The organism is Methanosarcina sp. 2.H.T.1A.6, from assembly GCF_000979455.1.
GTDB lineage: Archaea > Halobacteriota > Methanosarcinia > Methanosarcinales > Methanosarcinaceae > Methanosarcina.
Window position 1 is genome coordinate 1 of sequence record NZ_JJOY01000045.1, and the last position, 13,833, is coordinate 13,833.

Sequence of the window (13,833 nt, forward strand, 5' to 3'; positions counted from 1 at the left end):
GACAAATCCTCGTCAGACAGAAAAAATAACTCCTGTCTCCATTAAAAGATGAAAGAGATTTTGAATTTCAACCCACACATTTGAGCTGTGTGAGGGATACATACAAGGCATTCCTTGTATATAAAGCTTTTCCCCACCTCGCATTTTTCAAAGCAGATCCGACGCAAAACGAAATTTTGCTTGAACCTACAAAGATTCTGCAGCTCCAATCACCAAAGATCGGTAGCGGATGAGTCTCGCACAATTGCTGTGTGAGGAATTCATACAAGACGTTACTTGTATATAAAGCTTTTTGTCCAGCAATCCACTTGCATACAGATTTTATTGCAAAAGTAATTTTGCCATAAATCTACAAGTTCATTGCCGCCTGATCTCTCCTGATCAGGGAAATTCCTAAACGCAGTACGTGGATAAATACTTTTTGGTTAAATTATCAAATAATCAGTTAAGAGGATTCAAACGGACCCTGAAAAAAACAGAAAATGAAATAGCATACAATACAGCATACAAGAAATGTATCTGCTCCGCATCATCTCTTAAGATGCGGGTACTACTGTGTACGCATTAAGTGCACAAATTAGTATTTTCTAGAGAGAAATCCAACCCCATAAACGGAAAAACAGAGTACAAAGGAATGGGAAATACCTGTTTTCAGTCTTAGAACTTTAAACTTGCTCAGTGAATATTATATATATAGAACCACAATTAAATAAAGGGGAGTTAGAAGTCCTTTTAATAAATTAAGGAGAAATTAGGGATTTATACCTATTTAGACCACGTTTGGCTGTTTTTATTGAAAATGGAGGAATTAATAAACACTTGAACATATATAAGATCTTTTTAGGAACTATTTAGTTTTAACCCGGCTTTCGTCCTGTAAACAACAAGGGATTGGTTGCTCCTCAAATGCTAAAATGGAGGTTAGACATTTGATAGATATAGATCCCAGTGGTATTCTGGTTCGTTACAACGTACAACTTGAAAAGGAAATGACACCGGAAGATGCCGCAGAAGAGCTCTATCCAAAAGATTCAACGATTTACCCGATTGCAAAAGCTATCTTCGAAGGGGAAGAAGATGACGTTGTAGAGGGACTGAAAAAGGCCATTGCCGCCGGAAAGGACCCGATGGGCCTCATCAATGGAGCCTTAATGCCAGGAATGGGAGTTGTCTCCAGACTCTACGATGAAGGAGTCATTTTCCTTCCAAACGTTATGATGTCCGCTGACGCCATGCTTGAGGGCATCGAATTCCTTAAGCAAAAGGTTGGCAAAGCCCCCGAAGTCAAAGGAAAAATCATCTGCCACGTCGCAGAAGGTGACGTTCACGACATCGGAAAGAACATTGTGGTTGCACTGCTAAGAGCAAACGGATACGATGTAGTGGACCTTGGAAGAGATGTCCCTGTTGATGAAGTCCTGGACGCCGTGGAAAAGGAGAGCCCCCTGATGCTGACAGGTACAGCCCTCATGACCACAACCATGTATGCCTTTAAGGAGATCAATGACAAGCTCATGGAGAAAGGTTACAGGATTCCCTTTGCATGCGGAGGCGGGGCCGTGAACCAGGACTTCGTGTCGCAGTATGAACTCGGGGTGTACGGTGAAGAAGCATCTGATGCCCCTAAAATGGCCGATTTCATCAAGGCACATGGGGACAATATCGTAAAGCTGAGGGAGAAATTCCATAAACACTGAGGAGGTGGAGTAGATGGCAGTAACAAGATTCACTAAAATGGCTTATGCAAAAGCAGATGATATGGTCTTCGGAAAAGCTGTCAAGCCCGTCAAAGCAGGACTGGGACTTGAAATCGGCGCCGGCTACACAACCCCTGAAGTGAACTATGCCCCCAGACCGGAAGCAGGTGCATCCAAGGAAAAGCTCGTAAAGGAATATGAGAGGATTACCACTGACATCATGGCAAGGATGGTCCAGATAGGAGCTCCCGCCGTGGTACTTGAAACCGAACACGTCCAGCAGATGTCCAACAACCCTGAATGGGGAGCAGCTGTTGCCCATGCCCAGAAAACCATCATGGAAGACTACCATGATGAATATGGCATAAAGTGTGCTCTCCGCCACACCATCGGTGACATCCGTGAAGACCGTGACTACCTCAAGCTCAGAGGAGACAAGTACCCAGTCTTCCTCGAGGCTTTTGAACAGTGTGCCAAGTCCGGTGCTGATCTGCTTGCCGTTGAGTCAATGGGCGGTAAGGAAGTTTTCGACTATGCTATTCTCAGGAACGACATGGCAGGCATACTTTACGGCATAGGCGTTCTCGGCAGCATGGACATGGAGATGATCTGGCAAGACATTGCAGCAATTGCAAAGAAGACAGGAACTGTCGCAGCCGGAGACACGGACTGCGCCCAGGCAAACACTGCAATGTTCATTGCGGGCGGGCTGCTGGACAAGAACCTGGCCCACACAATTGCAATCATCGCCAGGTCGATTTCTGCAGCCAGGTCCCTCGTGGCCTATGAAGCAGGCGCAGTTGGCCCTGGAAAGGACTGCGGTTACGAAAACACTATCGTAAAGTCCGTTTCAGGTGTCCCGATAGCTCAGGAAGGTAAGACCTCAACCTGTGCCCACTCCGACCTGATGGGGAACCTGACCATGCAGTGCTGTGACCTCTGGTCCAACGAATCCGTTGAATACCACGGCGAATTCGGCGGTACCACAGTTCAGTGCTGGTCCGAGACTCTTGCATACGACTGTTCCCTCATGAACGTCGCCCTCCAGTCTGGAAACGAAAAGGTCCTGAGAGACTTGTTTGTCGCCTCTGACAAGTACAGAGACCCGCAGGGCTATGTGCTTGCCTATGACAACGCCTATAAAGTCGGGCAGGCAATTGCAAAGGACGGAAACGACATATACCTCCGCTCCAAGAATGCCGCTCTCGAATCCATCAAACTCGTCGAAGAAGGAGCAAAGGGAAAACTTACCCTCTCAAGGTTCGAAGCCAAGGCCCTTGCAGATGCAAAGGTAGCCTTTGAGGCCCTCACAGATGACAAGGACAAGTTCATGAGCGACTGCCTGGACAAATACAAGACGGAAGTCAAAGTCTTCCTGCCGGAGAACTACGGCCTTTAAACGAGGCAGTTCTTCCAATTTTTATTTTTAAAAGATTTTTGGATTTACAGCATCAAAGAACTATACGAAGGGATGGGCAGAAAACTGAATAAAAACTTAAGAGCGATATAAATTTATACCAGACATTGTAATTGATTACTCCCTTTCGCAGGCAAATATTCGTTAACATAGTTATGAAGTTTACACAAAATCAACTACATTGATTCCGTAAACGGAGTTACACTGGAATACACATGTTGATTATATATAATTCATTGATTTTAGCCCATGCATTTATTTTGTAAATGCCATAATATAAAATACAACAGTGCTTTTTTAACAATCACGTATATAAAAAGAGCGAGATTGATAAGATCAATACTGTTAGTTTTTTTGGTGTCGGTTATTATATTTATCTTTAGTGTAAATCTTTAATTGTGAAAAGGTGAAGATCCGGATTCTCCCCTAATTTTCACGTCTCTATTTTTCCATATTCCTATTTTTCACATTTGCAAGCCAATCAATTGAATCAATTTGAGGTATGCAAAAAAGAAAGATGGGACTGACTATTTCGGGGAATTATTAACTGAATATTTCACGTAATCGTTGTTAGATCATAGAAATAACGGAGTTGAAAAGAAATGGTCAATGAGATGACATCAAAGGAAAGGGTCCTTGCAATGCTCGACAGGAAACCTGTTGATAGGATCCCGGTAATCTCCGGCGTTGCAATGCTTAAGGAGTACATTGAAAAGACTGGGGCAGTTTGGCCTGACTACCACTCCAACGCAGAGATGATGGTCAACATCGCAAGCTGTGCCCCTATGGAGACAGGTATCGATAACCTCGTCGTAGCCTTTGGCATGTTTGTTGAATCTGCTGCTACCGGGCTTGATGTGAAGATGGGAAGAGTTGACATTCACCCTTCAGTGAGAGGCATGTTTAAAAAACCGGAAGATGTGAAATATGATAACTTCCTTGAAAACAAGTTTGTCAGGACCACAATAGATGCAATTAAACTTGCAAAGGAAAGATACCCTGATGTTGCTACCTATGCTCTCATCGAAGCTCCGATTACCCTTCTCGGAGACTTGATGGGTGCCGAAAATCTTGCCATGCTTAGTTACAGGTGCCTTCAGAAAGAAAAATTCATGGAGAAAATGCAGGACTGGCTTTCAGTGTCTCTTGAGATCAGCAAAATTTATGCTGAAGCCTGTGCTCAAGCTGGAGCTGACATTTTCTATTGTTCCGATGCATCAGCATCCCCGAACCTCCTGATGCCGGAGTTCTACTACAAAGTAGCAGGCCCATCAGAAAAGGAGCTTGGAGATTTCATCCACGAGAATGGATGCCCCTGGGAACTGCACATCTGTGGGAATACAACCTCGATTATTGAAGGTATGACCGCCACCGGAGCAGACAGCCTCAGTATCGATCAAACAGTCGATATGAGTGAAGCTACAAAGCTTGCACGTGACGTCCCTGTGGTTGGAAACGTGACCCCTCTCCTGATGGTCGATGGCACGGAAGAACAGATCATTGCGGAAGTCAGGAAGGCCCTGGACAGCGGAGCAAAAGCAAGTAAGCTCGGATGTGGAACTCCACCTCTCAGCACATCTGACAGGCTCAAGACCTGGGTAAAAGCTGCAGGTGACTGGTCAGCAGAGAACCTGTGAAGTTGCACCTCAAAAAATTCAGGAGTAAAATTAGAGATTTTTATTTGAACGACCGGGATGCCTGATAAACCAGCACATCCAGATGGATGCCCGGGAATTTCCGGCACCCCGGTTATTTCAAAACCTCATAATAATTTTTTAAGTGTTTTTCGTTTTTTCATAAAGTATACCACATTTTCGAGATTTATCTGCAACATATCCATATTTCTTTGTGTGCTTCCAAATGGCACATAATAACAATGCCCACTGTAAGCATCCTCCAGGACAAAACTTGCCCATAATTCAAGGCCGTCCTGCCGAAAAACTACAGCTTCTAATTGAGGACTTTTTCCTTTTCCTTTTCCTTAGTCTCAAGATTTATAGCCTGACGGAAGCTAAAGACCCGAGCCGAGACTTGAGAACTTTAAAAAACGAGGTCAGAAAAAAACAGTATCTCAATAATTAAAATTAAAAAAGTGAAAAGCAGAAACTTGTTTAAAAATTGGAAGAAAAGATTTCCATTTTTCAGCATTTTCTTCAAGCGTACTTTTCTTCAAGCGTACTTTTCTTCAAGCGTAATATTCGTCTCTTGCTGCGACCATGGCTTTTATGTTCTCGAGAGGGGTCATGGGTGCAATTCCGCAACCAGGGGCAAGCACATCAACGCCGTCTGCAAGAGCCTGTTTGGATTCGGTTTTTATTTTGTCAACCGGGCCAGGAAGCAAAGTGAACGGGCTTGAAATGTTTCCTACGAGCCTTGCTCTGGTTCCGATGATTTCCTTTGCCTTCTTTACGCTGCCAATCTTTTCTTCAACGCTCAGCCCCTCGAAGCCGCAGTCTGCCATATAGTCCAGAATAGAGTTCACATTGCCGCAGATATGCAGGACTGTAACCGAGTTCACGCTGGCGGAGAACTTCTGCAGCCTTGGCTGGAGATACTGCTTGAAGGAGTCGGGGCTCATGAGGTCAGGGGATGCGACAGGGTCTGCAATGGCAATAATGTCTGCACCAGCTTCTACCATTGCATTTGCATAGATGATTGCGGCTTCGGTTGAGAGGTCCAGAGTCTGTTCGAAGAGTTCAATTTTTTTGATGGACCATTTCATGAAGGATTTTACACTTACAAGGTCGGAAGCGATTGTGATAGGACCTTCCATACCGCCAACGATTGGCACGTCAGGGCCTACTTTTTCCCTGATGATCTTGATTGCTTCAAGTACTGCTGGAATTCTGCCTTTCTGAAGGAGGTCTGCAGGGATTGCTGCGCCTTCGAGGTCTTTGGGGTAGGGGTGACCGGTAACGGAGGGCTGCCTGTTCTTGGTACCCATATTGATCTCACAGCCCATGGCTTCGACCAGGACAGTAAGGCAGTAGGGAACCCTTACAGCTTCAAGCCCGCTGAGCTCGTGGTTGGCGAGTGCCAGCTTTGCCATAAGCTCGGGGTCAGAGTGAGATTCCGGCCAGGGAGCTCCCACTTCATCCATTAATTCCACAATCCCTGTCTGGGTTACGGAACAAACAGGTACTTTGTCAACTTGCTTTCCTTCTAATGTGTTTAAAAGTCTCTCCTTAAGTGTCATGTTACTCATGGTTTATCTCCCCATTGAAAATTATTCAGAGATTTACACCACTTGCTGTATATAACCAGGGTTAAAAATTAGCAAGGGTTAAGAAATTAGCCAGAGTTAAGAAATATGTCTAAGAAATTTTCTGGCTCGGTTTATTTTAGTCACTGGTTTATTTTAGCTATTTATACATTTGATCTTTCAGATTGTAGGATCTTTAGATTAAATTTTTAACAGGATTGCCTCGGTTACCCCCAGAGGCACATAAGAGTTTTAGAGTTATTTAAGCGGGCAATTAAGCCTGCATGCTACCGAAATCCCCTTTTTCGGTTGACTAATATAATCTATGTTTTATGCTATATCATTGTTTGGGAGCTTACGAATCAAAAAACTTTGACCTTTAAGAAAAAAAAACCATCCTATATGTAATAAATTTATCATGGAAAAAGGGCGAGCAGGATAAGCCAGAAAAATAAGCCAGAAAAATAAGCCAGATAAATAAACCAGTCAAATAAGCCAGAAAAATAAGCCAGATAAATAAACCAGTCAAATAAACCAGTCAAATAAACCAGTCAAATAAGCCAGAAAAATAAGCTAGATAAATCCCGAGCAAAATACCGGGAAAGCTCTGTAAAGAAGAATAAAAAGAAAAGAATCGAGTCAGGAACCGAGTATGAAACTAAATCCGGATAGAATAAGGATATTCGAAGGGGATATCGTGAAAATGAAAGTTGATGCCATTGTCAATGCTGCAAACAATACACTTCTCGGAGGCGGTGGAGTAGATGGGGCTATCCACAGGGCTGCAGGTCCCGCGCTACTGGAAGAGTGTAGAACCCTTAACGGCTGCCCCACAGGAGAAGCAAAAATTACATCAGGACACCTTCTGCCTGCAAAATATGTTATACATACTGTTGGCCCCGTATGGCAGGGTGGCAGAGGAGGAGAAGATGAACTTCTTGCTTCCTGCTACAGGAAGAGTCTTGAGCTTGCAAGAGAGCATAAAATAAAAACGATTGCATTTCCAGCCATAAGTACAGGAGCATACAGCTTTCCCTCCGAAAGAGCAGCTGGGATTGCAGTTTCCCAGGTAAGGAAGTTTCTTCAGAAAAATGAGCTGCCTGACATAGTTTTGCTTGTCTGCCATAATGAAGAAACCTGCGAAAGCATCAAAAAAGCCCTTGATGGGAATCTTTAAAATATAATTTAGATTTAGAATTCTTTTTATATCTTCTTATAATATCTTCTTTTATAATGTAAACCTTCTTCGAAGAGACAACTTAAACGCTTAATAAACAATTTACAAAAAGCAGATTTTGAAAGTTTTCTCCCACTCTCACTTATGGGAGATTGTTTATATAGTATGTTAGAAAAATAGGTTTGAAATAAAAATTAGAATGACAGAAAATTCCGGATATCCAATAACAGCCCGTCTGAACAAAGAAAGCCGGGCTTAAAAAGACAGATAAAATATAAAAATATTAAATGTAATGCAAATTTGTCAGTATTAAAATTAAATCAGTATTAAAATTAAATCAGTATTAAAATTAAATCAGTATTAAAATTAAATCAGTATTAAAATTAAATCAGTATTTTAACTAAATCAGTATTAAAATTAAATCAGTATTTTAACTAAATCAGTATTCAAAGTATATCAGTATTGAAATTTATCAGTATTTCAACACTTATCAGCGTACATTTATCAATGCAAATTTAATCAATGAAAATTTATCGACATACATTCACGGGCAAAATTTATAGATATACAAACACAGCCGGAAAAGAAAAGATCCGCGCTAAAAGAAAAGATTGACTTAAGTAATACTCAGATGAACCTGCAGGATTATACCGAGAAAAGAGGGACAGGAGGAATAGTTATCATTCACGATGAAGCCTTTCAGAGAGGCCTTGACCTGGTTAAACGCAAAAGGTACGAGAAAGCCATTAACACATTCAATAAAATTCTGGACAAAAACCCAAGCCATAAGGGAGCCCTTTTCAACAGAGGGCTTGCTCTCCTTGAAACTGAAAAAACTCAGGAAGCCCTCAACTCATTTAATGAAGTCCTGCAGCTTGAACCTGGAAACTCCGAAGCCCTCTACAGAAAAGGAACCTCTCTTGCTATTCTCGAGAGATTTGAAGAAGCGCTTGAAGCCTATGAAAGTGCACTTGAAATTTCTCCGGATACCCCGGAAACCTGGTATATGAGGGGGCTTGCTTTTGCCGAAATAGAAAGGACTGAAGCTTCAATCCTCTGCTTTGAAAAAGCCCTTGAACTTAAGCCTGAGTATACAGACGCCTGGTGTGCAATGGGGACAGTAGCCGGAAAAGCAGACAGGTATGAAGAAGCCCTGGGAAATTTTGGGCGTGCGCTTGAAATAAACCCCAGAAATTCAGAAGCCTGCTATGCAAAGGGCCTGATTCTTGCAAAGCTTGAAAAATACGAAAATGCACTCGAATGTTTTGATTCCCTTATCCGGGAAAAACCAAAAGATACGAATGCCCTTGAACAGAAATGTCTTGTCCTTGCAAAGCTCGGGAAAAAAGAAGAAGCTCTGCAGTCCCTTGAGGATTTTTTAAAGAAGTTTCCTGCAAGTGAAGCTGTCCTTTACCATAAAGCCATCCTTTTAAACGAACTTTCGAGGTACGAGGACGCAGAAAAAACCTTTTCAAAAGTATTGAAGCTCAACCCCGGACACAGAGAAGCCTGGTTCAGGAAAGGTTTCGCTCTTGTGCAACTGCTCAGGCTTAATGAAGCCATTGAGGCTTTTGAAGAAGCCATCCGGCTGGACCCGACTTATTTTGAAGCCTGGAATTATAAGTGCTTTGCACTCATGAAACTTGAGGCATACGAAGAAGCCCTCGAAGCCTTTGATGCCGTGCTTGAAGCCTATCCGGATATGAAGGAAATCTGGTACAACAGGGCACTTGCTCTTTTGAAACTGCAGAACTTTGAGGAAGCTGCCAGGTCCTTTGCCCGTGTTACGGAACTTGACCCCACCAATACGGATGCATGGTTCCAGCAGGGGCGCCTGCTTGCCAGAGCAGGAAAATATGAAGAAGCTCTTGAAACCCTTGACAGCCTGCTTGAACATGACCCTGATTTTATCGAAGCCCAGAAGTTCAGGGGCTCAGTGCTTGTAGGGCTCGGACGCTTCGACGGTGCTCTGGAATCCCTTACGAAAAGCCTTGAAAAGGACCCACAAAACTATGACATGTGGCTTCAAAAAGGGCTCATTCTCCTCGACAGCGGGAAATTCGAGCCTGCCCTGAAAGCTCTTGAAAATGCCGCAGACCTGAAGCCTGAAGACGAAATCTGCTGGATGAACAAAGGCTTTGTCCTCTATTCCCTGGAACGTTATGAAGAAGCTCTTGATGCCTTTAAGGAAGGCTTGCGGCTGAACCCCTATCTTGAGAAGGGCTGGAACAAGAAAGGAATAGTGCTTGCAAAGCTAGGAAAACCCGAAGAAGCCCTTGAAGCTTTAGAAGAAGCAATAAAACTCAGACCGGACTTTGAGGATGCCTGGAAAAATAAAGGACTCTTGTTTTTTGCTTCAGAAGAGTACGAAAAAGCCGAAGAAGCCTTTGCCGAAGTCCTTAAAACAAACCCTGAAGATATCGATTCTCTTTACAACAGGGGCATATCCCTGCTCAGGCTGGGAAGAAAAGAAGCGGCACTCGAATACCTTGAAAAAGTCGTTTCCCTCAGTCCCGATTATCCTGACCTTTCCTACAGCATTGGGGTTGCATTGATGGAACTGGGAAAACAGGAAAAAGCCCTGGAAACCTTTGAGAAGCTTGCTGCAAAGAACCCGGATGATATGGAAATCCAGTGCAGGAAAGGAAAGCTTGCAATGGAGCTCGGGAAGCATGAAACTGCCCTGCAGGCATTCGAAAAGGTACTGGTTGAAAAACCCGAATCAAGAGAAGCCTGGTACAGGAAAGGGCTTGCCCTGCTGAAACTGGAACGCTTTGAAGATGCTGTAAAAGCCTTTTCCGAAGTAATTACAAGGGACGCCGATTATGAAGACGCCGGAACCCTCAAGGGCTTTTCCCAGATGAAGCTCGGAAAATGCATTCCTGCCCTGGAAACCTTTGAAAGCGCACTTGAGAGAAGACCTGATGCGGGCATGACCTGGTACTATAAGGGCCTGACCCTTTACAGCCTGCACAGGCAGGAAGAGGCAGCCAGGGCTTTTGAATCGGCTGTCCGCCTTAATCCGGAGCTGCATGATGCCATCGAATACAGGGCAAGCTGTCTCTTTGAAACCGGACAGTATGAAACTGCTCTCGAAGCTTTTGAGGCTGTACTGGAAAAAGACCCGGAAAACCTTTCAGCCCTGTACAACAAAGCGATTTGCTTCCTTGAACTGAAAAGGTATAAAGAAGCTGCTGAAGCCCTCTCAAACCTGCTTGAACTTGACCCGGACAGGGAAGAGACTAAGTTTAAGCTCGAAGAAGCAAAGTTCAAGCTCGAAGAGGCAAAGTTCAAGCTAGGGATTGAGCATTTCGAACTCGGCCAGTACAACGAAGCTCTTACCCTTTTTGAAGAAATTTCTCAGAAAAACGATTCCGTACTTTACTGGAAAGGGCTTGTGTTTATCCGGCAGGAAGCTTATGAAAAGGCACTTGAAGTCTTTTCAAGGCTCACTGAACAGGATTCGCAGTTTGCAGAAGGCTGGTACTTCATCGGGCTGTCCTGTTCAAAACTTGGGAAACATGAAGAAGCTTCCGGAGCCTTCAAAAAAGTCCTTGAAATCGACCCGGCATTCCGGGATATACACGATATATACTACCAGCTGGGCCTTTCCTGCTTTGAACTCAGGAACTTTGAAGATGCCCTGACAGCTTTTGAGGCAGCCCTTAAAATAGCTCCTGAAAATTCGGACATGACCCCGGACAAAGTCCGGAATGTTATGTATAAAAAGAGCCTCTCCCTGCTCAGGCTTGGAAGATATGAAGAAGCTGAACCGGGCTTTAAGGAAGTTCTTGCCAGAGACCCGGCAAATGCTGAAGCCCTTGCACACCTGAGCACTGCCTGTTTCAAGCAGGGCCATTATGAAGAAGCCCTGGATCTCTTTGAGAGGGTACTCATTCAGGCTCCGGGAAGAAAAACTATCCTTTTCAGAAAGGGGCTTGCCTTAAAAGCCCTTGGAAAAAAACAGGATGCTCTGGCTGCCTTTGACCTTGTCCTTAAACTGAAGCCTGCCTGCACATACGCCCTCGACCAGAGAGGATACACTCTTTTCGAACTTGAAAAATATGCCGAAGCAGCTGAAGCCTTTAAAGCTGCACTGGAGTACTGCCCGAAAAAGGCGTATCTGCAATATCTAAGGGCTATTTCCATTTTCAGGCTTGGAAACTTCAAAGAAGCCCCACAGGAATTTGAAAAAGCCCTTGACCTCGGGTGCCGGAAACCTGACATTCCCTATTATACAGGGCTTTCCTGCTTTGAAACAGGAGAGTATGCAGGAGCTGTAAAAGCCTTTGATATTGTCCTCAAGACAGGAGTGCGGGACCCGGAAATCCTGCAAAAGAGGGCTCTTGCTCTTTTCGAACTCGGAAAGTCAGAAGAAGCCGTATCTGCAGTAAACGCCCTTCTTGAAATTTCCGCTGAAAACCTGACCGGAGAAAGTAGAAGAGAGACAAACGACAGAGACACAGGAGAAAACCCTCAGGTCTATCATGAGCTCCTTGAGAAATTTGCATCCGCCCTGATAGAACTTGGGAAACCTGAAGAAGCCCTGCTGCCCCTTGAGAAGCTTGCAAGAGACGGATTAGCTTCAAAAGAGGCCCTTTACAGCAGAGGGATAACGCTTCTGGAACTAGGAAGGCAGGAAGAAGCCTTTGAGGTCTTTTCAGAGATACTTGAGGCTTACCCGGACTTTAAGAGGGCGTGGTACGGGAAAGGACTTGTGCTGTTTTCACAGGAGCATTATGAAAAAGCCCTTGAAGCCTTTGAACAGGCTGTGCTTGAAAACCAGGAAAATGGGCCGAAAATAAATGATCCGGAATCAGAAGACGCCTGGACCAAAATAGGGCTTTCCCAGCTCAAAACCGAAAGATATGAGGATGCCTATGAGACCTTTGAAAAGGTCCTTGAGAAAAAGCCGATGGCTGCAGACGTGTGGTACTTAAGCGGGCTTGTCATGAGAGGGCTTGACCAGAACGAGGAAGCCGTGGAAGCTTTTGAGAAAGCTCTCGAACTCAACCCTGACATTACAGCTGCCCTTGAGCAGAAAGGATTTGCACTTCTTGCACTGTGCAGGTACGAAGAAGCCCGGAACGCCTTCAGTTCAGCCCTTGTCCGGAACCCTGAAAACGCGGATATCCTTTACAGCCGTGCAGTAGCCAGTTTCAAGCTCCGTAACTTCGAAGAAGCTGCAGGAAACCTTGAAAGGGTGCTCCTCTTTGCCCCTGATTTCCCGGACTATACCGAAGCCTGCTACAGGCTCGGGATTGCCAGCATCGAACTTCAGGACTACGAAAAAGCCCTGCAGGCACTTGACCAGGTCCTTGAACGCGAGCCCGAGCACAGGGAAGCACGCTCTAACATGGCTCTTGTGCTCTTCAACCTCGGAGAGTACGAAGAAGCTGCCGAGACCTTTGAACTGCTGCTCAAAACGTCCCCTGACGACCCTGAAAGCCTGAACTACCTGGGACTCTGCCTCCTTGAACTTGATAACCCGAAAGAAGCCTTGAAAGCCTTCGAAAAAGCTGCCCTTTTCAACCCGAAAAATGAAGAAGCCCTTTATAACGCAGCCACGACCCTTATTAAGTTAAACAGGACTCAGGAGTCCCTCGGCTACTTTGACCGCATCCTTGAGATCTCTCCTGAAAACTACGATGCCATGAACTACAAAGGAATTGCCTTCTGTATGCTTGAAAAGTACAGGGAAGCCCTGAGGTCCTTTGACGATGTGCTTGGAAAAGACCCGGATAATATCAAGGCAATTTATAACGTGGGAGTGGTCTGCTTCAAACAGAAACTCTACGAGACCGCAGCCAAAGCATTTAAGGAAGCCCTTGTTATCAACCCCTGGCACGAGCAGTCCCTCAGGCATCTCGGCCTCTCTCTTGCAAAAACCGGGGATTATGAAGAAGCCCTGAAAGCCTTCGAAAAGCTGCTCAGGATAGACCCCCAGGACGTCCAGTCCATGAACTACAGAGGAGTTATCCTCGGAAAGATGGAAAGATACGGGGAAGCCATAAAGGCTTTTGACGAGATCCTGCGTGTCTACCCGGATATGGCGGATGCGAGGAAAAAACTTGAGGTTTTAAAGTCCCTTGAAAATGAAGAAAGATCCTATTAAGGGATCTGCAAAGGAGATTAATTTTCGCAAAGGAGAGGATTCCCTCTGAGGAGGGGTCTTTTCCGAACCTTTTTTCAAAACAGTAGAAGGTGCCCACGCCAGCTCGTCTGGCGGTCCGTCAAAAAAGAAATAAAAGTTACACCAGCATACCCCTCTGTGAGCAAAGAGATATGTAAAAGCAGAAAAAAGCCTTTAAATTTTTTTACAATGGTCTTATCCTGATCC

The 13,833-nt window shown here is 44.6% G+C and carries 6 protein-coding genes; 5 read left to right on the forward strand and 1 reads right to left on the reverse strand.

From position 1 onward, the window contains the following. The first annotated feature begins 914 nt into the window (after positions 1-914). The 3 genes from mtaC to EO98_RS13355 all read left to right on the forward strand — a co-directional run bounded on the left by mtaC (position 915) and on the right by EO98_RS13355 (position 4,751). Complete coding sequence (mtaC, locus tag EO98_RS13345) at positions 915-1,697, forward strand: methanol--corrinoid protein MtaC (RefSeq protein ID WP_048140391.1); 783 nt, start codon at positions 915-917, stop codon at positions 1,695-1,697. Positions 1,698-1,710: 13 nt separating this feature from the next. Continuing rightward, a complete protein-coding gene (gene mtaB / locus EO98_RS13350; RefSeq protein ID WP_048140393.1) occupies positions 1,711-3,096 on the forward strand; it encodes a methanol--corrinoid protein co-methyltransferase MtaB in 1,386 nt (461 codons plus the stop codon). A 620-nt stretch (positions 3,097-3,716) separates the two neighbouring features. After that, positions 3,717-4,751: a uroporphyrinogen decarboxylase family protein gene (locus tag EO98_RS13355; RefSeq protein ID WP_048140395.1), complete on the forward strand. Its 1,035-nt coding sequence runs from the start codon at positions 3,717-3,719 to the stop codon at positions 4,749-4,751. Positions 4,752-5,299: 548 nt separating this feature from the next. Here the strand turns inward: EO98_RS13355 and mtaA are convergent. Next, positions 5,300-6,319 (reverse strand): methylcobamide:CoM methyltransferase MtaA, encoded by a 1,020-nt coding sequence (gene mtaA / locus EO98_RS13365; protein WP_048140397.1) that lies wholly within the window; start codon positions 6,317-6,319, stop codon positions 5,300-5,302. Between the two features lie 649 nt (positions 6,320-6,968). On the opposite strand from mtaA, the gene EO98_RS13370 reads away from it, so the two are divergent. Then, the gene (locus EO98_RS13370) at positions 6,969-7,493 is read left to right on the forward strand and encodes an O-acetyl-ADP-ribose deacetylase (RefSeq protein WP_048140400.1); all 525 of its coding nucleotides are present in this window, start codon (positions 6,969-6,971) and stop codon (positions 7,491-7,493) included. A gap of 631 nt (positions 7,494-8,124) precedes the next feature. Next, on the forward strand, positions 8,125-13,608 hold the full coding sequence (locus tag EO98_RS13375; protein WP_235283602.1) for a tetratricopeptide repeat protein: 5,484 nt from the start codon (positions 8,125-8,127) through the stop codon (positions 13,606-13,608). The last annotated feature ends 225 nt before the right edge of the window (positions 13,609-13,833 follow it).

Coding starts and splice junctions, on each gene's coding strand:
- mtaC (WP_048140391.1), top strand. CDS start 915: ATGGAGGTTAGACATTTGATAGATATAGATCCCAGTGGTATTCTGGTT.
- mtaB (WP_048140393.1), top strand. CDS start 1,711: ATGGCAGTAACAAGATTCACTAAAATGGCTTATGCAAAAGCAGATGAT.
- EO98_RS13355 (WP_048140395.1), top strand. CDS start 3,717: ATGGTCAATGAGATGACATCAAAGGAAAGGGTCCTTGCAATGCTCGAC.
- mtaA (WP_048140397.1), bottom strand. CDS start 6,319: ATGAGTAACATGACACTTAAGGAGAGACTTTTAAACACATTAGAAGGA.
- EO98_RS13370 (WP_048140400.1), top strand. CDS start 6,969: ATGAAACTAAATCCGGATAGAATAAGGATATTCGAAGGGGATATCGTG.
- EO98_RS13375 (WP_235283602.1), top strand. CDS start 8,125: ATGAACCTGCAGGATTATACCGAGAAAAGAGGGACAGGAGGAATAGTT.